This window comes from Mucilaginibacter sp. P4_G9 (genome assembly GCF_056400985.1).
This window is the reverse complement of record NZ_JBFUKF010000002.1, coordinates 1-22101: the sequence shown is the minus strand read 5'-3', so window position 1 is coordinate 22101 and position 22101 is coordinate 1. Positions and strand designations below refer to the sequence as shown.

Below are 22101 nucleotides of genomic sequence, written 5' to 3'. Positions count from 1 at the left end.
TTGATGGTCATCGGTGTAAGTATTTAGCGTTTTGAATGATCTGGATGACATAGGTCTTGTCCTGGCTAACCCAGCCTGCAAATGGTGTTGCTGACGCGATAATGCCACGCTGCTTCGCCCAGTACATGGACTTCCAGGCACCATAGGCCAAACCGTCCAATATTTGGAGTTGTGTAATTACTTTACGCAGCAACTGGTCACGGGAGTTATAATCAGCCAGTATGTTATTTCCTTCTTTAAGGATATAACCGGAAACATCGCTAACCAGTGTCAGCGACCTTGTTCTCATTTCAGCAGCAATATTGCCGGCAAATGCCAAAAGGTAAGGTTCGCTTTTCGCCATCGCCAGAGCCTGGTTGATATAACCGGTCATATCCGCAATGATGACAGCTATGTTTTTAACCGCAAGCCCGTCTTTCAACGCAGAGTTCACGTTGGAAAGCCCTTCATAGATCATGGTCTGGGCCAATACAACGGAACCTACATTGGTATTGAGATCATTGATATTATTATTGATCTTGCTGAGATATTGCTCATGTGTCGATTCCGCGCCGCTCCTGACAGCTGCGTTTTGCGAAACCGCAACCAGGTGCTGATAGTCGATGACATATTCCTGCGCCATTAACGGGAGAGAAAAGTAAAGGGAGAAAGGCAACAGGAGCCCAAAAATTCTTTTTTTCATCGTTTCAGGTATTTGGCGTTTTGAATGATATCCTGCCCGATAGCCTTATCCGCATCAATAAAATTCTGAAAAGGGTTTACCGCCCGTAACAATGAAGCCAGGCTGGAGTATTGCAACATATTAAGCATGTTGCCTGACAGGTCCTGAATATTGCTTAGTTCAGAGATCACGTAATCAAAAAGCATTTTCCGGTCGGATGCTTTCATTTGATTTACGTCGCCCAGCGATAAGGATAGGCCCGTCACGTAGGCTACGAGACTTTTCGCCTGTGTCGCGAATTGCAGGGCAGATTGGTAACCGATTGCGATCAGGGCGGGGTTTTTTTGTACTAACTGAACGATTTGTGCCTGGTTGCTGATGATCCGGCTTACCATTGGTGTCGCGTAAATACCGATATCGGCTATATTAATGGCCGTACCGAGCGTATTGTATCGCTGCTGTAAAGTCCGGTACATGGCTTTTGTTTTATCCAGCAAGGTCAGGTTGGCCTGTTCATTGGCTGTCGCCAGTGCCTGTTGGTTCTTTGCTTTTACCTGCAGTTTGTTTTCGGATTCGGATTCATCGACCAGTTGGTGAAGGGCAGGTATATCCAGTATTTTTTGTTGCGCAAAAGCTTTTGCACTAATGGTTATCGTGATAGCCAGTAGCATTACTATAGTTTTCATAGATAATTTTATTTATGGTTATTGTGATGGATTACATTCCAGCCGGGCCTCCGTGTATAGCCCCAAATTTGAAGTTTCGATCTGTCGGGAAATAAGCTTTCAATTAAAACGTATGCATCTGCCGGTTTGCGTTTCCGGTTTTTAACCTCCGCTGTAAATGGTGACTTTAACGGATCAGGGAAAGTTATCTGCCGCAAGGGTAATGTCCCCTTGTAATAGATCATGAGATATTCAAATACCTTCTTTGAGCTGCCCCTGTTCCATTTTGGCCTGTACCATATCAGATATTGATGGTATTCATAGCCCAAACGCTTCATGTAATCCTTACATTCCTCCGTGAATTTCTCAGTAACCCATATAAAGACTATGTGATCTGATGATACCAGCTGATTCAGGCAATCCTCCAGGAACCCAAAAGCCAGCATTGCTTTCCGCATCCTTGGGGGAATATTATCGACCATGAGCATATTTGATCGTTTGTAAATGCGATAATGATTCCATGGCGGGCAGATCATGGCTAATTCGTGTTTCATTGCTTCAGGTATTTGGCGTTAGTTAAAACATCATTAGCGATCCTAACATCCTGATTCTGCCATTCGGCCCAGGGGTTAAGTGAACGAAAGATGCCGTTGATCCTGGCCCAGTACATAGCCCTGCCCATGCCGTATGCAATACCGCGAAGAATACGCATTTCATCGGCAATATGGTTAAGCAGTTTGGCCCGTTCGCCGGAGTCCATGAGATTCCCGGTTCCGCCCTTCAGCACAAAGGCGCTGACATCGGCGGCAAGCATGGCGGCTCTGGTTTCAAAGTCGCGGGCACCCTGTTCTGCAAACAGCAACAATACAGGATCGGACTTGGCCAGTTTTACCGATGACTCCACATCACTGATAATATCTGACCCGCATTCAGCAATTTCTTTAATAGTTGATAAATTATTGATCACCGCTGCCACCTGGCTTAAACCCTGGTAGATCCTGTTTTGGAGGTTATTGACAATAACCAGCTGGCCGCTGACCGCCAGCTGTCCTTTCTGAATGAGATTTAATTTATCATTGGTTGTGTTGAGCTGTCCGTTGATAACACCAGCATTTACGGCTATAGCTGCTGAAACGGCAGGGTCAATGGTCAGTGTCTGCGCGTGCATACTGTAATGACCTCCTAATAAGACTATAGCCAATATTGGCCATTTGATAAGTTTGTTCTTCATGAATGTTGATTTTGATTAACCTGTGAAATAAAAGCAGGTAAAGATTTACCGCTGTCTTTGAATTCCCTGACAAAGGCATCAAGGCCATCCGGGTAAGAACCAAAGCGGTTGGTGTAGCTTTCTACTGCCGACTTTTCCGGTTTCTCTGTTGTATAACACAAATACTGGTGCAGTGATACCTCCACCCCGTAAACTTCACCAACCGAACCCCGGCGTATGTAGACCTCTTTGAAGCGCCCTCGCCCATCTGTATTGTCKAGCTGGTTAATAGTAAAGATCTTCCGGCGCTCCGTTTCATTGATGGAAAGCAGGGCGGCGATATCATTATAATTGTCTTTGAATTTGGTTTGGTCCAGGAGGCAGATCGTATCCGAATTATTGATAATGCTGTCTTTAACTACCGCGTTGCCGATGATGTCACCCAACTCCTGCGTAACAACAATCGCCTCGCCCCAGAATTTTCTGACTGTTTTATAGAGATAGAGTAAATACCCGGCCATCAACGGGCTGGCAATGGCTTTCCATGCCTCTTCAACCACTAAAGCTTTGCGCCTGTCAGACCGGTATCGCATCTTCTGGATGAATACATCCATGATGATGAGGGTCGTTATTGGAAAGAGGGTCCTGTTTTCCTTAATAGAATCAATCTCAAAGACTATGAAGCGTTCTGTAAACAGGGATTTGTCGGCTTCCTTATTCAGAATTGGCGCGAACTCACCACCCTTGTAGAACTTTTTAAGGACATACCTGAATTCGTCAAAGTCAAACACGATCTTTTCCTCGGTTTTGATCTCCGGGATTTTTTTAAGTGCGAATTCATAAAAGGTATTGAAGCTTAAATCGCCGTTTACTGCAAAGAATTTGCTGTAATAAGCAGATATCACATTTGCGATCACATCGCGTTCTACCGGGCTTAGCATTCCTTCCGCACCTTTCCAGGTTACTCCAATCAGCGTACAGAGGAAGTCCTTCTTTTCAATGTTATATTCCGCTTCCGTGATGCGGAACGGATTCATCGTAATGGGATTTTTGTCTGTGTATGTGATATATTTCCCCTTGTAGTAGGAACACAGGCCTGAATAAGAGTGGCCGGTATCCACGATGACCATATCCATGTTGTAAAGCATATACTGCTCGATCATGGCATTCATAAAGAAACTTTTGCCGGAACCGCTGGGGCCGAGCACAAACTTATTCCGGTTATTGATGCGGCCTGTCCGCATGGGCAGATCGGCGGGGTCCATGCCAACCGGGATACCCTGGCGATCCGTAAATCTTAAAAGGAAATCAGAAGGCTCGTCCTTTGGCAGGGATTCTTTGAAGAAAAAACAAACGGCCGCATCGCAGGTAGTGAGAAACCAGTCATATTCCTTTAACTCTACGCCATTTCCCGGCAGAGCAGTACGAAAAAGCTCGAGCTGGTTGTAGGCATTTTTACTTGGGATGATCCCTAACTGAAAAAGCGAACTTTCGATATTATTGACCGCCTTTTGGATGGCTGCAACCGGTGCCGCCACCAGTATATTAAAATGGCAATTGACCAGTAACTGGTTTTCCCGGGCGACATCATTGAGCAAAAGATCGATGTCCTCCACGCATAATTGATTGGCAGGATCAGGGATACCTGAATGCCGCTTCTTTTTTTGCTCCAGTTTTCTAAGCGTCGCTACCTGGTTAGGTATTTCAATGACCTGGTTATATACGATCACGTCTGCACCCGGCACCTTAAAAAGGAAGGACATGAAATCAACGGGGAATCCGCGCATGCTTTCCTTATCATTTAGCTCGATATGAGTGGAAACATCAGGCGGCAGATCAATGCTGTCAATATTGACCATGCTGATACAGCGGACCGATCTTTCGCCCATTCTGATCTCGGTTTCCGAGGGAGCAAGATTATCAAGCACAATATTGAACCTGCTAAAGTCCATGCTTAGCAATCGTAAAACCAGCTGATTTAGCCGTGCTTCATTCAGTGCATTTGCAGAAGGCAGCACGTCAAGAACTTTACCGACTGCCTGCCGGAAATCCCGCAGGACACGTGCATCGTAAACATAAAACGCGCCCTTTTTTACCTGGCGCGTTATGGTTAAATAGGTGGTTACCTGCAGACATTCCCGTCCGTTGAAATGGGCATTATACTGTTTTTGCAGGTATTCAATGGCTGGCGGGCCATTGTACGGAGAGCGGCTGATGATGTCATGTTTTTGCAGGAGATACCCATCGCCTAATATTTTAACAACATTGATGAGCAGGTGGTGAAATTCCTCGTATCCTGCCGGATAAGCGGAATAACGGATAACCGGATTTACTAATTGAATGACAACAGAGCATTCGCCGTTAAGGCCTATCAGCAAATCGTATTCCCCATCTTTATCCACTCCCGCATAAGGAATGTTAAACAAGGTTTTTACGGCCATAATGATTAAGGATGTAAATGTTTGAGGCGCGGCTTTTGGAATGAAGGCCGCCTTTTTGTTTGCTCGCGGTGAACAGCAGACCGCCGACAATAAAGCCGATCAGGACTATGGCACCAAGCCACATATTGACCAGTGACATGGTTAAAGCGCCAAATACAAGGCCGGTCAGCAGGGAGGCAATGCCCCAGTAAATGAATTTGCCTTTGAAACCTTTGAATATAAGGGGCCGTTGCAGCCCCTTATAAACAGGATACTTCCTGGCCATGATTACAAGCCAAAGAAAGCTTTGATCACTAACGCGGAAACCACGAGAAAGACGCAGGAACCACCCCAGCCCATAAGCTCTTTGTTGATGTCCTGGTCGCCGCTATTCCATTTTGAATAGACGCGGATGGCACCGACAATACCTACGATACCCCCGATCACAAGTGTGATGTTAGTTACCGGGGCTACATAGGTTTTTAAGGTGGAGGTTGCTGTGTTCAGGCCGTTAACGCCGCTTTGCGCAAACACGGGAACGGAAAGGGCCAGCAATACGGCTGAAGCCCATAACTTTTTTGTTTTTGAGAACATTAATTTGGAGAAAAAAATAAAGGCGGAGATCTTTTAGAGCCTGCGGGCGCAGGCCGGTTATGCTAAAAGAGCGTTCAGATCACGAACAACGCCCCGATATTTCACCCAGGGAGAAAAGCAGCTCCAGGCTGCGTACAAACCATTAAAGGTTTGGGATTTGAAGAAGTTACAGACAGGAATCTTTTACAGCTTCCGGAGATGAAGCATTCAGGAAAACCAGGCATTCAGATTCCGAACAATGCCCGTAAAAAAGGACCCGATAGGATCATAAAGATCGCAGCGAAAAACCAGCCGGCAACTACCGCATCAATACGTTTTTCGCCCATTTGCCAGTTCTGGTATATTCTTAGCGCTCCCATACTGCCCAACAGAATGGCCAGTACCAGCGCAAAATCAAAGGCCGAAAAAAAGGAGGAAGAAAGGTCCTGTTTAGCTTGCGCCAAAGAGCCATCCGTTATGCCGGGCTGCGCAGCTGCTGTCATCATGAACAGACAGCAGGGTACGGTCAGGAAAGATTTCATGTCAGAAACTTACAGGACGGATATACTCTATAGCCTCCTCACGGGCAAGGTTAAAGAGCTGTTTCAGGCTGACACCACCTGAAAAGGTTACCGGCGACTCCCTTGCGAAGGAATCCGGATCATCCGGCAGTGATCTTACCGGCTGTATGTCCTCAGCAAAAGTGAGTTCATGTTTAAGAATTCTGGAGTCCTGTCCGTTTGAACGGAGGTAATCCCAGAAGATAAGGGCTGCGTAGTAAAAAGTATAGCATCCGAGCAGCCAGAGGGCAAATTTAATCCAGGTCATAATTCTATATTTTGTAAATAATTTTTAATGATCGTTTTGATTTCGGGATGAGTATCAAAAAGGTGTTTAACTGCGAATGCGACAAACCTGGTCACATCGACATTGGTGGCCATTTTAAACTTGTTCATAGTGTCTACCGTCCTGCTGTCAAACCGTACGTGTACCATACTTTTGCTGAGACTGGTATCAAAATTCCGGATGGCCTCCAGAATGGCATGAACTTTCTCTTCAGCCAGGGGGCCTGGTCTGACAGTTTTTGCTTTTCTGTTTCCGGCTGAGGGCTTAACCAGTTCTTCCCGTAACCGGTCTGCAAGTGATTTCATGTTTTCCATAATCGTTCAGCAAAGATTTCTTCAAAAACAGGAGTGATTACAGGATACAGGGACAGGGGAGTCTGAAACGTAGTGATACGCTGAAAGTCGATCCTGTCAGGAATTGGTGCGGTTATTTTTCCGAATCTGTTCAGCTGTTCATTTACTTCAGAAAGGATCTCAAATTTCACGTTGGCTTTTATTCGGTTTGGAACAAAGATCACCTCCGCTTTGGGATTGACCTTTTTCACCACTACCGTAAACAATACGGTGGATTCAAAAGTAAATTCGTCATAGGCAAACGGGCAGATCACCAGGTCAGCCGATCTGAWGACCGGAATCAGTCCGTCGTCATCCAGTTTGCCGGGCAGGTCAATCAGGACAGCATCCTTTTTGTTTTTACTCAGTACATTATGTAAAACAGGGTAGCTTTCCAGTGTAGCCGGAAGAACCTCGTAGGGTTCATCGTTTTCCAGCACTTTTGCTTTCTCAAATTTCTGTGATATCGACTGCTGATAGTCCATATCGATGATGGTGACCGGCCAGTCCTTAGCCAGGCTCAGGTAATTCCCTGACAGGACGGTAAGCGTACTTTTGCCTACGCCGCCTTTTTGGTTTCCAAATAAACAGATCATAAATTTTCAATGGAGTAATTGTTTCTAAATGGTTTCATGGTGCTTTCCCTTACCGGGTATTGGTTCTTGCTTTCTTTTGTCTTCTGCGTTTCATACCGAGCACCTGCTGGTCATCCACATCGTCAGCTATCCGAACAGGGCCGATGTATGCCGGTTCCGGTATCTGATCAGCGTCCGACGCGACAGGCATATTTGTCTGCATTGTCGTGTCCCGTTGAAATGATCTGTTATCTGATTGCTGCTCATGCGGGTCCTGTTCGAAAAGATATTTCAGGCTAAGGACTTCACTTCCTTTAAAAACCTGCTTTGTTGCATGGTCGAGGATGGTATAACCGTAGGGTTTTTTCCCTTCTGAAGAATGAAACACCAGGTCAATTCCGTATTGATATTTCAGCATACTTAAAAAATCCGGGCCAGATCTTCGTGCGGTAAACAATGTCTTCAGTTCAGCAATTCTTTGCCTGTCAGGAACATATCCGTCAACTTTTTTCTTTAGCCGGTCATCATACATGTAATCGCGTCCGAGGCTGCCCAGGTTTTCAAGGATCATGTAGAATTGAGCCTTTGTGCTGAAGCTGTACTGAAGTGCTGCCGTGTATCCCAGTACCTTATCAATATTTCTTACTGCGCGGATCTGTTCAAAGGCGCTGCTTATTTTGGCTCCGTTACGGTCTATCCGGGAAGTAACCGCATGAACATGGTTATTTTCCGTGTCCTTATGGAAAACGATCAGGTAAGGCTGTTCGCCATAGCCCATTTCTTTCAGCCAGAGAACGGCTGCTTGCGTTAATTCATCTTTGTTATAGTTCCTTCCCCGCGYGGAAATGACGGCATGAAACTGGGTATTTCTGGTTCGTTTATTCTGACCTGCAAGCATCATCAGATAATTGGTATAATCCTGTGGTCTCAGGTTGCTTAGTGCCTGAAGCGGCCCGAAGTTGGCAGCCAGCATCAGTTCGCCTTTATTACGGTCAACTTTACTTGTATTGTAGTTTACGCCTGCAAAATTCCTGGATGGTCTTTCAAGAATTGTGGCAACCATCTGCTTTTAATTTTTTGCGTTGAGGCGTTGTAACAGCATAGTTTTGTAACGCTGTAAATCATTAACAGAATAACCGTATATCCCGGTAACATCATAACGCTATAACTACAGGACGGTATATCGCTGTAACCGGTGAACTGCCTATCGCTGTAACAGTATACAATTCGATCTCTGTAACACTGTAGCTATATAAGGCTGTAAACTGATACCTGAATAACTATGGACCAGTGTATTGCTGTTTCTGTATAACCTTATATTCAGATAACTGATGAGCAATCTATCGCAATACATTAATAACAATATATCACTGTATCTGAACAAATGCTCAGTTTCCCATTGCCCTGATGATTTTCCGCAGGGATGTTTCCAGCATTTGCTGAATTCGGATGTATTCTTCAAAAAGCAGGTTGAATTTTCCGATAATGGCCGGATTTAAATTACCCTGAAGCTTGAGGACGTTGGCGTGCCTGGCGAGCTGATTGATATTATTACCGATGCGACTCATTTCGGCCCCCGCGTCATCCAGGTGTCTGATCAGCTGCCTTGCATTAACCACAGTACTTTTAGCATCGGATAAAATACGCATCCTGATGAGCTCGGTTTTAGAAACAGCAAGTTCCTTTTCCATCTCCTCAACTAATTTATATTCATCCGCTGTAAACCTGACATTGATGAATTTGATACGTTTTCCTGTCTTCAGCTTCGGCCTTCCGTTAAGCTTTTTAAAGTCATCCATAGAAAAACGAGTTGCGAGTTTTTTAAATCCCCCGGAGGGCAAGAGACTTTTTGTGTAACAAAAAGACATCTTGCCGTTACGAAAACAACAGGATTCCGGATAATGAAAAATAAGTTTTGAGCGTTAAATAATCCAGTCGGGACATTGATTGACCAGCTTGATTATGATTATTAAGTTATTCATCAGAGGGAATAAAATATTACCTGGGAATTGAGGCTACGGGCCCTATCTCCTGAAAGGTATCCGTACTCCTGAAAAGAAATCAGCTGCTTTCCCTTCTTTTGAAATATTCATCTGCGATTTGATCTTGTCGTTGTAATCGTTAAACCCGCTGTAGGCCGCAGAACGGTCAGTCGCATAGGGCAGGGCTTTCAAAAAGTCTTTTGTTGCCGTGTATCCGCCCTGATCCCTGTCAAAGAAAACGTCGAGAGATGAGAATTCCTTTGCTTTGCTGATGCCGGCCTTTAAAGCTGAAGTGGAATTTAAAACGATCACACTGTGATCGGCTTCCGGGTTTTCAATACGCCAGCTGAGAAAATTTATAAATCCTTCAAAAAGTACAGCTTTTTTTTCGTGACCCCGGATAAAACTGATACCCTGTGGTCCCATACAGCCTTTAAAATATTTGTTGCGGACTTCCCATGCTTTGTTTTCATTGAGCCAGCCTGCTGCAAAAAAGTGTTTACGCATACCCTTTTCATCTTCAACATAGTAATATACTTCCTTCATATGCTGCCGGGCAGCGTCAAAAACACCGCGGCTTTTCAGATACCCGGTAATAGCGGGATGTGAACCTAAAGGTTTTACCTGCTCAACAATGTAATGCGGCACTTTAACCGACAGGCGCGGCCGGGAAACTTTAACAATGCCGGGTTCTATGGAACAGGTTTCCTGGAGTTTCTTTATTACCTCGTTAAAGCGCAGGTTCTTCCAGTAAGCGAGACCGAAATCAACAATGTTTCCGCCTTTACCTGTTCCATGGTCAAACCATACACCAAGTTCATCATTTACGCTGAAGGAGGGGTCAGTATCATTGTCCCGAAGCATACTGATATACATTTTTTCCCGGCCTCGCTTAGGCACGGGCTGATAGCCAAGCCGGCTCAGCAGGTCAACAATGGAGGCCTGCTCTTTGAGTTCTTTTGCAGTTAACAGATCAGACATAGGTTAGTTAGTTTATAAGTTTCATAAAATGAGATCATGGAGAAGTAAAACAGAAGTAGATCCTGTACCTCTGAACCGGCAGYGGGTGACGAACCCGTACAATCTGCTTCTGCCGGTTAATAATTTCGGGACTACTCACGTCGGCATCTACATGCCGGGCCTTCGCCTGCCTATGCGTTTTCGCAATCTTGATATGATCTCAGCTTCGCAATATTTTCCGCTCCTGCGGAATAATGCTTTGTCCCCGTACGTCAAAGAGCGCCGGATGTGCCGGATGGCAGATCCTTCTTCCCGGAAACCGTTGCTTATTCAGCTTCGGACGGATTCCGGTGTTGTTGTTTGTTCGATGATAATGTGGCTGTACCTGAGCCAGCGGTAAGAGAATTCTTACCGCATCCGGAAAGGTGTTTTGAAAAGCAGGCCCCGATTACCAGGCGTGTTTTGAGTGCGCTTTAAACCGCATTCAGCGTCGCCTTTAAAAAGGAACCAGGCTTTCTTCAGCTTCATCGGGATCAAAATTGAAGCTAACGGAGAGGGGTAATTGACAAGCTTTTCGGTACTACCGAAAAATAAATTTTACTGAATGAAGGCCTGCTGAAGGAAAAAATCAGGGCCGGTCTTATTTTTTAACGCACTTAAGCTTTGCAAAGCAGCATGAAAAGCGGATTGCCGGGTCATTGGAGCAGGCTTCTTTCGTTATTCGTAACCGGACTCGATCTTTTGAATAATGGAATCCCTCATCTGGTCTATGAATTTTGTCGGACTTAGCCGCTTGCGCCTTTCAATCTCTGTGAAGCGTCGCTGTACAATTCCGATAGTTATATCCAGGTTTGCTTCAAGCCAGCGGACGATTTGATTCAGGCTGGCGTTACCGTTGTTCAGCTGGCCGGTCAGCCAGATTCCATAAGCGAGTTCCACAATATTGATAGAATCGCCTGTCCATTTCATAACGATGACCGGACCGCCGGTCTTTGCCGGCTGGCCGAGTTCCGGGTATTTCAGCGGGGCAATCTGTTCCAGAATGAAATATTGTATGTGTTCATAGGCCATAAATTTGGCAAACAGAAAACTCACCGGCGTAGAGTAAGCGGGATCACTGTCTGTAATATCTGCCAGGGGCATAGAAAGTGGCTGGGCCGCTCTCAGAAAATAAACCTTGTCGAGATCATTAAACCCGTTTCTGTAATACTGATAATGAAACGAGTTCATACGGAAGAAGCTTTGCAGCGCTTTTAACTCTTCTTCATAGTATTTTAACTGTATTTCATTTGTACCGATAGGTTTATTAACGGACAGGTTATAACGCATGACCTCTTCTATCCGCTGTGAAATGAACTCCGGCTTAATGATCTTGAAAAAAAAGATCTCTTCCTGTTCGTCAGAAAATCTGTTGTTTTCGAGAAACAGGTTTAGATCCTGTATTGCCTGCTCCAAAGTTCTTGACGCTTTTGAAAGCTTTTCCAGCGGATTTTCTATGCCGTTTATATCAAAAAGGTCATTATTCAATTTTGACCTCAGTTGTTCTATTTGCTGATTCATGTTGCTGAACTATTAAAAATTAAACAATACGGTTCCATGCTGAGCTTTCTTTCAGCGCTCAGTCATAATAACTATTAAGGAAATTAAAGCTGGCCGGATGAAGCACCCGCATCAAACAGGCGGGCTGCTTCGATACCGTCGTAGATTACGGCAAATGCATTGCAGACTCTGGGCATCAGCACAGATATGTAATAACTGGTGATTACAAGCACCATTAAAGTGCCATAAGACATCCCCATTTTTTGCATTTCAGCAAGGCACAGGGTAAATACCACCAGTACAGAAACAGTACCGATGCACTCATAGATTAACTTACACCGGCTGATTCGTGTTGCGATCAATCTTGCCTGTGACAGATATTTACTGTGATTTTCCTGGTGTATTTTAAAGCGGCTTTCTGATCTTTCGGGCCCGGACGGGGTTTGCACTTCTTTAAGTAAACTGAATTCGGTAACTGCCGACAATTCATTGAGGTAGGCAGTCTGGTAAGACAGGTATGGCGTATTTCTGACAGCCAGACAAAGCAGCAGAACAAGGTAAATTAAATTGACCAGTCCAATGGCCGGCTGAACGAAAAACATGCCTGACAGAACAAGCATTATCAGTAAACCCTCCGAGAGCATAATGGCTGCAAAGTTCGAAACCGCATTTTGAATCTTCTGTATATCGGCCATCCGGATCTTCAGATTTCCTTCGTTTATCTGTATGAAATTCTTGTCCTTCCTGCTGATGATCTTTTGGATAAAAGAATTGATAAATTGCTCATTAACTGCATTGTTAAGCTTAATAAGTACCCGCTGTCTGATATAGGTTACCATGCTTTTAAAAATGGTAATGATCAGCAGTAAAAAAAGTACAGCTGCGATGAGGCTTCTCCTTTTACCTGCAAGTGAATCGTCAATCCCCCTTTGAAGTGCCCAGGACAAAGCTATTCCAAGAAATGTGGTACAAATATTCAAAAAGGGAATGGCCAGCCACAAACCTACCGGGAAAGCACTTACGGAAAACAAATGCAGCCATGCCGGCTGCCGGATTCCCGGTTTGCTGAAAGATATGTCTTCGAAATATAATGCAGCTTTGCTTTGCCAGGCTGCTTCCAGTTCATGTTCAGGAACCATCAGCATATGCCGTGCCGGATCTCCGATGAGATATTGCCAGGTGTTACGTTTTTTAGTTACTCCAAAACAAACCAAAAAATGATTTCCCTTCACTTGATTTGCGGTGTGGAGTATTACCGGGTGCTTTATGCTCCGGAGGGTCATCAGATCCATTTTAACGCAGCGGGATTTAACATTAAATCCTGCCGCCAGTTTTCGGAGGTCAAGCAGTGACAGGCCGTTTTCCGGTATAACCGTCTCCATGATCAGCGATGCCGCATCTCCGGTTCTGCCTGTGTAGTTAAGGACCATTGCAAGACATGAAGTACCGCAGTCATTTTCTCCTGACTGCCTTACAAAGGTGTTCCTGAAAGAATTTAAATTTTTCATAGCTTAGGAATTACAGATAAAGTTTTGCCCTGAACCCGGGGTCAACCGAATCCAGGAAACAGAATAAGGGTGCAGAAGGTGACGAAGGCAACCCATATAAACAGGGCCGGCACATAGGCTACGACCACCACACGCAAAGACCGGTCGAAATCTAATGCTGACATTTTATAAATACCAAATGCAAGCAAAAACCAGTAGGAAACCTCAAATACATTTAAGGTTTGAAGTGCGTAGTTCCAGTCCGCAGGAGCTGTGCTGACAAGTGATACCGCTGACAGAATGTAATACCGGTTCCAGTCCGTAAGCGTTCCATTTGGAAATATGACGGGGAAGGATATTATTTTAATTGAGGCTGGAATCAGAAAGACAAACTCTGCAAGTACCGTTATCCTAAAAATATTCTTAAACCGTACCTGCTCGTCTGTCAGGTAAAGAGCCGTATAAAGTATCAGCGAGATTATAAATAATTTGATCAGAAGATAAACAGCTGAACCGAGATAGATCCATGCCTGAAGACTTTCATAGATCTTCAGACCATTACCGGGTATTCCGGAAAGCGGGTCCGGGCTGTTTTCGTAAAACCCCGAAGTGAGGATATAATGGCTGGTAAAATATAGTAGAACGAAAGTAAGCAGTATTAAAACTGCGAGGTTCAGGTAATGATTTTTTAACATTAATTTCATATTCGTAGATTTTTGAGTAAATTTCTGCTTGCAAAGTGCAACAAACAATAACTTATAGTTGTAAATTACCGTTTTTGGTTTTTGCGTTAAACGAAATATTTATTAATGATTGACCCTGGCAATCTTTCAAAACCTGAAGCTCCGGCAACCTATTGCCTGATGGCAGGTATCGCCATAATCAGTTTAGCCGGAATCTATAAAAGGAACATCTTCGCAGCGCTGCTGCTTCATCCATACAGCGTAATCAACCAGCGGCAGTATTACCGGGTGCTCACTGCTGATCTTGTACACAATGATATGATTCACCTCATCATGAATGAAATATCGCTGTATATCTTTTGCGCGAACCTGGAAGTAACCCTTAACAAACGGTCGGGAAATGGCAGCATTCAGCTCCTGGAAGTTTTTCTGATCAGTCTGATAGTCAGCAATGGGTTATACTCGATAAGAAACCGCCGTAAATTTGACTATACCAGTGCGGGGTGTTCGGGAAGTGTTATGGGTTGCCTGTTCGCATTTATGATCACTGACCCCAATGGGACAGCTTTGAACTTTTCGTTCATTGGCGGCATAAAAAATATTTATACCGGGCTGTTCTATATCCTGCTGTTAATATATTATAAATGGAAAAAGGGCAATGAGATGATTAATCACGAAATTCATTTTTACGGAGCGCTGGGAGGGATAATTGCTGCTTTTATCGTATGCCCGTCAATGTTATTTTAATACCGGGGAACGGGTCCCCGGTACAGAATTAAAAGATGCCAAGACAGGCCGGACCGGCAGCTGCACCGATAAAACCGATTGCTGCGCCTACACCGCCAAACAGTCCGCCAATTGATGTAGAAAGTACAATGCTGGTGGCGCAGGCACTTACACCGCCTTTTAATTCATCTGCTTCGTTTTCTAAAAGATCCTTCATATTACACAAATTTTAGTGTCTTTCCAACATTAGAAATTGGTAATAAAGGTCACTAAGGCTGTTGTCAGAAGCTATAACCGATGGTTGTAAATTACTATATTTGCTTATAGGATAATACGAATATCATTGTCGTTAAATGAATGCTATCGGAGAGAAAATACGTCTGAAAAGACTGGAAAAACGGCTCAGCCAGGAAAATATGGCCTTCGAGCTCGATATTTCCCAGGCAGCTTATTCCAAAATAGAACTGGGCCAGACCGATCTGACCATTCGCAGGATCTTCGAAATTGCTGAGATCCTGGAAGTATCTCCGTATACCTTTATGCCAAAACCCAAATATGGCTCATCGCTCGCCCAGGAGTATTTCTATAAAACCCTGAATAAGCTTCGCCGGTTCTGGCTTTCTGACCGCAAAGACAGGAAGCTGACTGAAAGTAGTGAAAGCTCCGATACCTCGCCACAGTGACATTAAAAACATCTTTTTGAAATAAATTACAATTCTCAGTTGTAACATTTTTTGGCAATTTATCTGATTTTCACTGATTGTATTGAAGTCGAAAAACAGATGTTATGGATTACAGATCGTACGAAAAGCGGCTGGACTACATCGTGGAACTGATTAACAAGAATCGTTTCCGTTCTATCGAAGCTGCAGCGACGCGTTTCAGCTGCAGTACCCGCACCATAAAACGAATGCTTAACCACCTCCGGGAGCGCGGTCACGACATACAGTATGACCGCCTTCAAAAAAAATATTTCATCAAAAAAGCAGAGTGACATTTTCTGTCATTGTTCAGGCCCCACCTTTGATTTACTATGAAAAGCCTGAAAATATATATCTACCCTGTAATTGAATTTCTTTTAATTCTGCTCTGGATCTATGCTGCGCTGAGTAAGCTTTTATCATTTGATGAATTTAAGGGCCAGATGTATAACCAGACTTTTTCCCGTGGGATATCCGGACTGTTGATCTATTTTTTACCTCCTTTAGAATTAACCGCCGCTGTATTGCTGATCCTTAACCGGACAAGAATGGCCGGTCTTGTATTATCGCTGGTATTAATGGCATCATTTACGGTCTATATAAGCCTTGTCCTGTTGAATTTCTGGTCGAGGGTTCCCTGTTCCTGCGGAGGAATATTACAAAAAATGGGATGGAAGCCCCATTTGTGGTTTAACCTGTTTTTCCTGGCATTGATAACTATCGCTATTAACTCAAAAATCAAAGAAAGGAGCCTTTGTGACAACCGGACAATTGCGTGAGAATAAATAGATACCGCCGGCAGCCAGGCTGAAAGCGGTATACAGGAGGTGCCGAAAACCCGTCAAAAGAGTAGGCAAACATTTTTAAATTAATCTAAAGTTTTTTCGATGCTTTTTGAATTATAAAACATCTGACAACATGAAAAGAATTAAAATGAATTTAGCAGTGATCGCGGTTTTATTGGGTACAGGTGCAGCCTTTGCATCAAAAGCACCCCACCAGGATAATATAGCCTGGGGAAAATTAAGTAACGGAACCTATGTTGTTGCTGATGCCAACGACACCTGTACAGGTGCTTCCGGTCTTTGTAAGGCAGTTTACCCATCCGGACAGGATCCTAATTCGGACCCTTCAAATCCGATCAGCACGACTGCCGGTGCATTCCATCAGAATCCATAATTATAAAAAAAGAAAAGGGAAAGCGATGCTTCCCCTTTTCTTTCTACCTCGGATTTTGCTGTATACCGCTACCAGCAATTTCATTGTCAGGGATTGGGAAAATATAGCGGTTATCATTGGGTGGTAAGGTATAGACCTGATCGCTGATCAGGCGCTTTAACGTTACAGCGTATCTGCTGTCCTGATTCAGCCGCCTGAGGTCAGTCCATCTCGTTCCTCTTGCAATAAGTTCCTTTCTCCTTTCATTCAAAACTGCATTTAGAATCACATCGGGACTGGAAGAATTTAAAGAGATATAAGTCCCTTTTTTATAGCGGTTTTGCAATAGCAGATTTAAATCTTTGAGGGCAGACGCGCCGTCATTACTTCTCGCAAAACATTCCGCACGGTTCAGATAGACCTCGTCAGTTGCCAGCCCTCCAAAGTTAAAATAGGACATGCCCGAATAATCTCCGATAAAATTTATTACACCACCGCCGTTATCTAAAAACAACAATGGTTTTCTCAGATCATTAGTATCAAAGGACCTGTATAGTGAAGAATCGATGATGGTTAAAGAAGAGTATTCAAAATTGATGGGTATCAAGGCCGAATAAAAAACCACCTCATCGTTTCCATCAGGTATAGCCTGTGGGAATGGGTTCGCACCTGATGCAGTTAAATTATTATAATCGATAAGGTTACTCTTTACAGAAAGATAAGTATCCGCAAATTTCTTCGAATTTACATAATCACCCATGCTTAGATAGATCCTCGATAACAGGGCGAGGACTGCCGGCTGCGATGGCCTGCTTTTAATGGCGGTACTTTGCGGTAATAGTGAAAGGGCCGTGTTTAAATCCGCAAGGACCTGATCATAGGTTGCCTGCACACTTGCTCGGACTGACTTTGAATTTACTTCCGGGGTGAGTCTTAACGGAATCCCCAAATCAGCGGAAGCTGTTGCATTCAGATAGGGTTTTGCAAATTCCTGGGCCAGATTATAGAATGCAAATGCTCTGAAAAACAATGCGCATCCCTTAATCTGGTTCCATTGATTGCGGGAATAGCTGTCCGGAGTAATTTTATTAAGACCTTCAAGGACAACATTGGCATAAAAGACCTGCTGATAAGGCTGCTCCCAGTCAAGTATCCGGTTTCCCTGGTAAGGATCATCCTTTGTCCACAGGTAGGCGTTTTCTTCATAAATTGCCCCCAGCGCATCAAGGGCACCACGGGTCGTGTAAAATTCGTCACCGGCAATCATATTTAATGACGGTGACGCGTTCATGATGGTTGTATTGTCCAGGAGGGCCTGAAAATCCTTCAATGTTGTCGGAACCAGCAGTGATTTATCCGGCTTCTTATCCAGAAAATCTTTCTGACACGAAAATAACGCTATGCATAGTATGGCTAAAAGAAAGCACTGCGCCTTATAGCCTGATTTATTATTTATAATTTTCATAATCACTGTTTTATTTAGAAGTCTGCTTTAAGTCCTATGGCATAGGTTTTCATTGGCGGGAACTGACTGAGCGGGTAATCCGGATCAAGACCGGTTTTTGTAGCTTTCCATAAAATCGCCAGATTATTGGCATATAAGTAGATCTGTACTGCGGAGAAGGGAAGCCGATGCAGCTTTTCTTTTGTTAACGTATAACTTAAATTGATATCCTGCAGCCTGATATTATCTGCTTTTTCAACCAGAGCGGAAGAATACATATAAAAATTATTGCGGTTGCCATTGTTGGATACCGGCAGTGAGGGAATTTGGGTAAAGGCCTCGTCACCAGGATTCTGCCAGCGCAGGCCAAAATCTCCGCTGCCGCCCTGGCCTGAAAGAACCGTCTGATAGTTTACTGAGTTTCTTCTGAAGTAGTACCCCAGGCGATAACTGATATTTCCGGAAATGGAGAAGCCCTTGAACGAAAAAGTATTTCTCAGGCTGCCGAAAATTGTTGGCCGTGCAGGTCCGTTGTAGACAATATTATCAGGGGTCGAAGCATTGATGATCGCCGTATAATCCTTACTGACCTGTCCGTTCAGATACCCCTGCGCCTCTCCGGTTTGGGGATCAAGGCCAGCCCATTTAAAGCTGTATATCCCGTACAATGGTCTACCGGCCAAAGGATAAAGAATTTCAAGGAAACTTAACGCATCCGTTTTAACATCATATCTTGTAACCTTATCCGTCACATTGCTGAAAATAAAGTCCGTTGACCATGTAAACTGACCATCGAGGTTTCTGCTGTGCAGTGCCAGATCAATACCATGACCGGAATTATCTGCGAGATTTCCCTGGAACTGTATAATCCCGGTGGACGCCTGATACGGCGCGCTTCCGATCAGGTCAATCCCGTTTTTATGATAGTATTCCAGGCTACCGTTCAGCCGGTGATTAAGCGCTTCGAAATCGATTCCCAGGTTGATCACTTTTACACGTTCCCATTGCAGATAAGGGTTTGGCGGATTCGAAATTGTCGCATAAGGTAACCCGGAAAGATTATCTGATCCGTTAAAATAAACTGCTGTAGTATAGGCTGTAACGCTTTTATTTACATTGCCGTTGTAGCCATAGGTGGCCCTGAGTTTCAATAAGGACAGCCAGTTTACATGATAAAAGGATTCGTTAGAGGCGTTCCATGCGATGCCGGCTGACCAAAGCGGCACACCTTTCTGATTGGCTTTTACCCCGAAAAGATTGGATTCATCAATTCTTGCGCTGCCCGAAACAGTATATCTGCTGTCATAGTTGTAGGCTGCATTTGCATAGTAAGAGATATAATTATCTGTCAGATCGCCCTGGCTGTCCACATAAGGGATCTGCTGAGTTGATGCCGGAATATAGTATCTGTTAAAATAACTGATATAATCGACCCTGGTACTCGTCGCATGTTCGTCATCGTATCCATATTCCCGGTGTCGGTCACTTATGGTATGAGTATTACGTATTTCATACCCGGCAATTGCAGTAAGGTCGGATTTGCTGTTCCAGTTTTTCGCATAATTAACCTGACCCCGAAAATCCTGTGACACAGCTGTGCTTACGCTTTGATCAAGTATTCCGCCCAGCGGTACCATATAGGAAAGTGTACCGTCAGGATTTGTCTGGGTAAACTGATTGATGAGATTTCTTGTATAGTAGGTGTCCTGACTCTGGTAATTTCTTGTTTTGCCTTCCGTTCGACCGTAATAATATAAAGCGCTTACCGAAAGCCCCGGAATTACTTTATAAACCAGGTTAAAATTCAGCCTGTAGTCGGTTTGTTTCGCATGATTGTCTGCCAGCCTGATCTCTTCCAGCGGGCTGTACTGCCAGTTTAATAAACCATTTTGCTGAGCGGTATTTAAGAATGATGTCCTGTAATCATGGGTTATCGGCAGCGGGTTTCCAGCCCCATCGGATAACTTTGCATATGGATAAAGCGCGGTTCCATTCAAAGACGAAAGTAATATTCCGGTCGTACCTGGATTGTTATTGATATTATCGCTTTGGATATAGGATATCCCGGTAGTCACATCAAGATGGTTATGAATAAAATTGTAGGTGTTGTTCGCGTTAAAGGTCAGCCGGTTATAACCGTTGCTTACAAGACTGGCCGCATTTTTATCATATCCTGCCGAAACATAATACCGCTGTTTATCGGAACCTCCTGAAACATTAACATTGTATTGCTGCTGGATGCTTTTCTGATAAAGATATTTTTCAAAATCATTTCTGACATCCTGGTTTTTAAAGGCATCAATCTGAGCACTGGCATCAACTGACGAAATTTTGCCATCCCGCTGTTCTATCAGCAGTTCAACTACCGGTGTAAGCGGCGTTTTGTTTGCAGATCTTTCAGCGCTGTTATAAAAACCTTTAGCGAATAAAGCTTCTTCTTCATTAATATATTCAGCTGAAGACATACGGGACTGATAGAACAGGTTCGGGCGCTCACCAACAGTGACACTGGAATTAAAGGAAACCTTCGGTGCCTGATTAAATCTGCCTTTTTTAGTGGTAATGACAATTACCCCGTTGCCTGCTTTTGCCCCCCAGATCGAAGCAGCTGCTGCGTCTTTCAAAATGGTTACACTCTCGACATCATTAGGATTGATATTGTTTATGTCCCCGTCGTAAGGAAAATTATCGATAACAATCAGCGGATCTGCTTTTCCCAGTATTGTACTTTGTCCGCGAATACTGATCTGTGTTTGGTATCCCGCATTTGAAGTAGCCCTGTTAAAAACGAGGCCGGGAATCTGATCTTCCAGTTTGCTGATCACGTCCGTACTTACCCTGCGATCCAGCTGATCCGCATTGATCTTTTCAAATGAGCCAGTTGCCCTTTCCTTGGGAATATTCTGATATCCGGTAGAAACAACCACCTCTTTTAATTCATTGCTGTTCCTTTTTAACCGCACAATCAGGGAATCCTTTATGGGTAATAAAGCGGTTAATTCAAAGCTGTTATAACCAACATAACTAACCGTTATTTTAATTTCCTTTAAAACGGACGAGAAGTTAAAATGTCCGAGCCTGTCCGTGGAAAACTCATGCTGTTTATTTATTTTAATTGTTGCACCGGCAAGCGGCTGACTGCTTTCCTGGTCAAGAACTTTTCCGAAAACCGGGTTCTGGGCCCTGGCCGACGACAAAAGAATTACCATGAGAAAAGCAAGTAATGATACTTTCATATAGTTGAGAATAATGGGAGTTAATATTTAGTTAAAGATCAGGGAGTGGAAGGACGGTCACTTACGACCATGATATCTATGGGCCCTGTTTTTTCTACAATTTTCAGGTCGTAGTTTTTGAGCGCCTCATTCAAAGAGGTTACATCAGACATGTTTGCAGTCAGTTCGATATCAATTGCACCTTTTAAACCCGTTTCATCTACGACTGGAAGCGGCGACTGCTGAAAATAATAGTCGTCAAGCTGCCAGTAAAACATTTTCCAGTTCTGATAATGCATGGTCAGGCCATACTGATCCTGAGTCCATACCTGCGGCCCTCCCGCTGAATGGAGTTTGTTAATTTCCGATGTGCGTTGTAAGGCAAGGTATTTTCGCGTCTGATGCTCAATCTTCACTTCATACTTTGGGAAAATCCGGTCGAGGTCACTGCGAAACCAGGCATATCCGCTGCCGGGCATAACAGCAGGTAAAACCAGGTCATAGCAATAGCTGTATTTTCTGAACCAGTCGAGTTCAGGCTCTTTGAAGTGATAGAATAATATTAGGGAGTCCTTCGATTTTACCTGAATTCTGTTCCGGTTAAATCTGCCAATGTCCCTGTAGGCGAGCTGAAACAGGGACAGCACTTCGCCATCAATTACCCTGATGCGAACGGTTCCGTTACTGTCCGGAAGTGGTGTATAAGTGCCGGGTGAAAGGCCTTCCGTGTACCCGGTAAGCATCGAATGGTATATGATATTCTTACCGTTACCGCCATTGCTGCCAAGAAATAGCGGCTCGTCTCTGTTGTAGGGGGCTTTAAAATCCGTTTTTACCGATATGGAGGTCTGGTTATCTGACAGCATCTTTTTAATATTGGCTTTAGTAACATTTTCATATCCTGTAATGGCCACAACCTTACCC

General features: G+C 44.1%; 26 protein-coding genes. 5 read left to right on the top strand and 21 right to left on the bottom strand.

Annotated elements, in window-relative coordinates; translation table 11 throughout:
* Positions 1-7: 7 nt before the first annotated feature.
* From AC1DPZ_RS00465 to AC1DPZ_RS00385, 17 genes are all read right to left on the bottom strand, one after another.
* Complete coding sequence (locus tag AC1DPZ_RS00465) at positions 8-682, bottom strand: hypothetical protein (protein WP_477400466.1); 675 nt, start codon at positions 680-682, stop codon at positions 8-10.
* Entirely contained in the window at positions 679-1347 is a 669-nt protein-coding gene (locus tag AC1DPZ_RS00460; protein WP_477400465.1) for a hypothetical protein, read from the bottom strand. The genes AC1DPZ_RS00465 and AC1DPZ_RS00460 overlap by 4 nt, the downstream gene beginning before the upstream one ends.
* Positions 1348-1355: 8 nt before the next feature.
* Positions 1356-1880 carry an MT-A70 family methyltransferase gene (locus tag AC1DPZ_RS00455; RefSeq protein ID WP_477400463.1) on the bottom strand — a complete coding sequence of 175 codons (525 nt, stop codon included), beginning with the start codon at positions 1878-1880 and terminating at the stop codon, positions 1356-1358.
* Positions 1877-2557 carry a hypothetical protein gene (locus tag AC1DPZ_RS00450; RefSeq protein ID WP_477400462.1) on the bottom strand — a complete coding sequence of 227 codons (681 nt, stop codon included), beginning with the start codon at positions 2555-2557 and terminating at the stop codon, positions 1877-1879. The genes AC1DPZ_RS00455 and AC1DPZ_RS00450 overlap by 4 nt, the downstream gene beginning before the upstream one ends.
* Positions 2554-4977: a TraG family conjugative transposon ATPase gene (locus AC1DPZ_RS00445; protein WP_477400461.1), complete on the bottom strand. Its 2424-nt coding sequence runs from the start codon at positions 4975-4977 to the stop codon at positions 2554-2556. The genes AC1DPZ_RS00450 and AC1DPZ_RS00445 overlap by 4 nt, the downstream gene beginning before the upstream one ends.
* Positions 4955-5242, bottom strand: coding sequence for a plasmid transfer protein (locus tag AC1DPZ_RS00440; protein WP_477400460.1), 288 nt, complete (start codon positions 5240-5242; stop codon positions 4955-4957). The genes AC1DPZ_RS00445 and AC1DPZ_RS00440 overlap by 23 nt, the downstream gene beginning before the upstream one ends.
* Positions 5243-5244: 2 nt before the next feature.
* Positions 5245-5550, bottom strand: a complete 306-nt coding sequence (locus AC1DPZ_RS00435) for a DUF4134 domain-containing protein (RefSeq protein ID WP_112571020.1) — start codon at positions 5548-5550, stop codon at positions 5245-5247.
* A 224-nt stretch (positions 5551-5774) separates the two neighbouring features.
* On the bottom strand, positions 5775-6071 hold the full coding sequence (locus AC1DPZ_RS00430) for a DUF4134 family protein (RefSeq protein ID WP_477400459.1): 297 nt from the start codon (positions 6069-6071) through the stop codon (positions 5775-5777).
* A 1-nt stretch (position 6072) separates the two neighbouring features.
* Positions 6073-6357 carry a hypothetical protein gene (locus AC1DPZ_RS00425; RefSeq protein ID WP_477400458.1) on the bottom strand — a complete coding sequence of 95 codons (285 nt, stop codon included), beginning with the start codon at positions 6355-6357 and terminating at the stop codon, positions 6073-6075.
* Entirely contained in the window at positions 6354-6680 is a 327-nt protein-coding gene (locus tag AC1DPZ_RS00420; protein WP_477400456.1) for a hypothetical protein, read from the bottom strand. Before AC1DPZ_RS00420 ends, AC1DPZ_RS00425 begins: the two co-directional genes overlap by 4 nt.
* Positions 6677-7303 carry a ParA family protein gene (locus tag AC1DPZ_RS00415; protein ID WP_477400454.1) on the bottom strand — a complete coding sequence of 209 codons (627 nt, stop codon included), beginning with the start codon at positions 7301-7303 and terminating at the stop codon, positions 6677-6679. Before AC1DPZ_RS00415 ends, AC1DPZ_RS00420 begins: the two co-directional genes overlap by 4 nt.
* Positions 7304-7352: 49 nt before the next feature.
* Positions 7353-8345: a relaxase/mobilization nuclease domain-containing protein gene (locus tag AC1DPZ_RS00410; RefSeq protein ID WP_477400453.1), complete on the bottom strand. Its 993-nt coding sequence runs from the start codon at positions 8343-8345 to the stop codon at positions 7353-7355.
* A gap of 325 nt (positions 8346-8670) precedes the next feature.
* A complete protein-coding gene (locus AC1DPZ_RS00405) occupies positions 8671-9081 on the bottom strand; it encodes a plasmid mobilization protein (RefSeq protein ID WP_477400451.1) in 411 nt (136 codons plus the stop codon).
* 225 nt (positions 9082-9306) lie between these two features.
* Positions 9307-10245: a CHC2 zinc finger domain-containing protein gene (locus tag AC1DPZ_RS00400; RefSeq protein WP_477400450.1), complete on the bottom strand. Its 939-nt coding sequence runs from the start codon at positions 10243-10245 to the stop codon at positions 9307-9309.
* A gap of 696 nt (positions 10246-10941) precedes the next feature.
* Positions 10942-11784, bottom strand: coding sequence for an RteC domain-containing protein (locus AC1DPZ_RS00395; protein WP_477400449.1), 843 nt, complete (start codon positions 11782-11784; stop codon positions 10942-10944).
* An 83-nt stretch (positions 11785-11867) separates the two neighbouring features.
* A complete protein-coding gene (locus AC1DPZ_RS00390; protein ID WP_477400447.1) occupies positions 11868-13271 on the bottom strand; it encodes a cysteine peptidase family C39 domain-containing protein in 1404 nt (467 codons plus the stop codon).
* 41 nt (positions 13272-13312) lie between these two features.
* The gene (locus tag AC1DPZ_RS00385) at positions 13313-13954 is read right to left on the bottom strand and encodes a hypothetical protein (protein WP_477400445.1); all 642 of its coding nucleotides are present in this window, start codon (positions 13952-13954) and stop codon (positions 13313-13315) included.
* 105 nt (positions 13955-14059) lie between these two features.
* On the opposite strand from AC1DPZ_RS00385, the gene AC1DPZ_RS00380 reads away from it, so the two are divergent.
* Positions 14060-14680 carry a rhomboid family intramembrane serine protease gene (locus AC1DPZ_RS00380; protein ID WP_477400443.1) on the top strand — a complete coding sequence of 207 codons (621 nt, stop codon included), beginning with the start codon at positions 14060-14062 and terminating at the stop codon, positions 14678-14680.
* Positions 14681-14708: 28 nt separating this feature from the next.
* On the opposite strand, the gene AC1DPZ_RS00375 is transcribed toward AC1DPZ_RS00380, so the two are convergent.
* Positions 14709-14876, bottom strand: a complete 168-nt coding sequence (locus AC1DPZ_RS00375) for a hypothetical protein (protein ID WP_477400442.1) — start codon at positions 14874-14876, stop codon at positions 14709-14711.
* Between the two features lie 136 nt (positions 14877-15012).
* On the opposite strand from AC1DPZ_RS00375, the gene AC1DPZ_RS00370 reads away from it, so the two are divergent.
* From AC1DPZ_RS00370 to AC1DPZ_RS00355, 4 genes are all read left to right on the top strand, one after another.
* Positions 15013-15342, top strand: coding sequence for a helix-turn-helix domain-containing protein (locus AC1DPZ_RS00370; protein WP_477400440.1), 330 nt, complete (start codon positions 15013-15015; stop codon positions 15340-15342).
* A 104-nt stretch (positions 15343-15446) separates the two neighbouring features.
* The gene (locus AC1DPZ_RS00365; protein WP_477400438.1) at positions 15447-15653 is read left to right on the top strand and encodes a DeoR family transcriptional regulator; all 207 of its coding nucleotides are present in this window, start codon (positions 15447-15449) and stop codon (positions 15651-15653) included.
* A gap of 39 nt (positions 15654-15692) precedes the next feature.
* Positions 15693-16139 (top strand): MauE/DoxX family redox-associated membrane protein, encoded by a 447-nt coding sequence (locus AC1DPZ_RS00360; RefSeq protein ID WP_477400437.1) that lies wholly within the window; start codon positions 15693-15695, stop codon positions 16137-16139.
* Positions 16140-16278: 139 nt separating this feature from the next.
* Complete coding sequence (locus AC1DPZ_RS00355) at positions 16279-16539, top strand: DUF6520 family protein (protein WP_477400436.1); 261 nt, start codon at positions 16279-16281, stop codon at positions 16537-16539.
* A gap of 43 nt (positions 16540-16582) precedes the next feature.
* Here AC1DPZ_RS00355 and AC1DPZ_RS00350 read toward each other — a convergent pair whose 3' ends face one another.
* The 3 genes from AC1DPZ_RS00350 to AC1DPZ_RS00340 form a co-directional block, all read right to left on the bottom strand.
* Entirely contained in the window at positions 16583-17983 is a 1401-nt protein-coding gene (locus AC1DPZ_RS00350; RefSeq protein ID WP_477400435.1) for a RagB/SusD family nutrient uptake outer membrane protein, read from the bottom strand.
* A 14-nt stretch (positions 17984-17997) separates the two neighbouring features.
* On the bottom strand, positions 17998-21198 hold the full coding sequence (locus tag AC1DPZ_RS00345) for a SusC/RagA family TonB-linked outer membrane protein (RefSeq protein WP_477400434.1): 3201 nt from the start codon (positions 21196-21198) through the stop codon (positions 17998-18000).
* Positions 21199-21236: 38 nt separating this feature from the next.
* On the bottom strand, positions 21237-22101 hold an 865-nt coding region (locus AC1DPZ_RS00340), incomplete at its 5' end, for a hypothetical protein (RefSeq protein ID WP_477400432.1).

Coding starts and splice junctions, on each gene's coding strand:
- AC1DPZ_RS00465 (WP_477400466.1), bottom strand. CDS start 682: ATGAAAAAAAGAATTTTTGGGCTCCTGTTGCCTTTCTCCCTTTACTTT.
- AC1DPZ_RS00460 (WP_477400465.1), bottom strand. CDS start 1,347: ATGAAAACTATAGTAATGCTACTGGCTATCACGATAACCATTAGTGCA.
- AC1DPZ_RS00455 (WP_477400463.1), bottom strand. CDS start 1,880: ATGAAACACGAATTAGCCATGATCTGCCCGCCATGGAATCATTATCGC.
- AC1DPZ_RS00450 (WP_477400462.1), bottom strand. CDS start 2,557: ATGAAGAACAAACTTATCAAATGGCCAATATTGGCTATAGTCTTATTA.
- AC1DPZ_RS00440 (WP_477400460.1), bottom strand. CDS start 5,242: ATGGCCAGGAAGTATCCTGTTTATAAGGGGCTGCAACGGCCCCTTATA.
- AC1DPZ_RS00435 (WP_112571020.1), bottom strand. CDS start 5,550: ATGTTCTCAAAAACAAAAAAGTTATGGGCTTCAGCCGTATTGCTGGCC.
- AC1DPZ_RS00430 (WP_477400459.1), bottom strand. CDS start 6,071: ATGAAATCTTTCCTGACCGTACCCTGCTGTCTGTTCATGATGACAGCA.
- AC1DPZ_RS00425 (WP_477400458.1), bottom strand. CDS start 6,357: ATGACCTGGATTAAATTTGCCCTCTGGCTGCTCGGATGCTATACTTTT.
- AC1DPZ_RS00420 (WP_477400456.1), bottom strand. CDS start 6,680: ATGAAATCACTTGCAGACCGGTTACGGGAAGAACTGGTTAAGCCCTCA.
- AC1DPZ_RS00405 (WP_477400451.1), bottom strand. CDS start 9,081: ATGGATGACTTTAAAAAGCTTAACGGAAGGCCGAAGCTGAAGACAGGA.
- AC1DPZ_RS00400 (WP_477400450.1), bottom strand. CDS start 10,245: ATGTCTGATCTGTTAACTGCAAAAGAACTCAAAGAGCAGGCCTCCATT.
- AC1DPZ_RS00395 (WP_477400449.1), bottom strand. CDS start 11,784: ATGAATCAGCAAATAGAACAACTGAGGTCAAAATTGAATAATGACCTT.
- AC1DPZ_RS00390 (WP_477400447.1), bottom strand. CDS start 13,271: ATGAAAAATTTAAATTCTTTCAGGAACACCTTTGTAAGGCAGTCAGGA.
- AC1DPZ_RS00385 (WP_477400445.1), bottom strand. CDS start 13,954: ATGAAATTAATGTTAAAAAATCATTACCTGAACCTCGCAGTTTTAATA.
- AC1DPZ_RS00380 (WP_477400443.1), top strand. CDS start 14,060: ATGATTGACCCTGGCAATCTTTCAAAACCTGAAGCTCCGGCAACCTAT.
- AC1DPZ_RS00375 (WP_477400442.1), bottom strand. CDS start 14,876: ATGAAGGATCTTTTAGAAAACGAAGCAGATGAATTAAAAGGCGGTGTA.
- AC1DPZ_RS00370 (WP_477400440.1), top strand. CDS start 15,013: ATGAATGCTATCGGAGAGAAAATACGTCTGAAAAGACTGGAAAAACGG.
- AC1DPZ_RS00365 (WP_477400438.1), top strand. CDS start 15,447: ATGGATTACAGATCGTACGAAAAGCGGCTGGACTACATCGTGGAACTG.
- AC1DPZ_RS00360 (WP_477400437.1), top strand. CDS start 15,693: ATGAAAAGCCTGAAAATATATATCTACCCTGTAATTGAATTTCTTTTA.
- AC1DPZ_RS00355 (WP_477400436.1), top strand. CDS start 16,279: ATGAAAAGAATTAAAATGAATTTAGCAGTGATCGCGGTTTTATTGGGT.
- AC1DPZ_RS00350 (WP_477400435.1), bottom strand. CDS start 17,983: ATGAAAATTATAAATAATAAATCAGGCTATAAGGCGCAGTGCTTTCTT.
- AC1DPZ_RS00345 (WP_477400434.1), bottom strand. CDS start 21,198: ATGAAAGTATCATTACTTGCTTTTCTCATGGTAATTCTTTTGTCGTCG.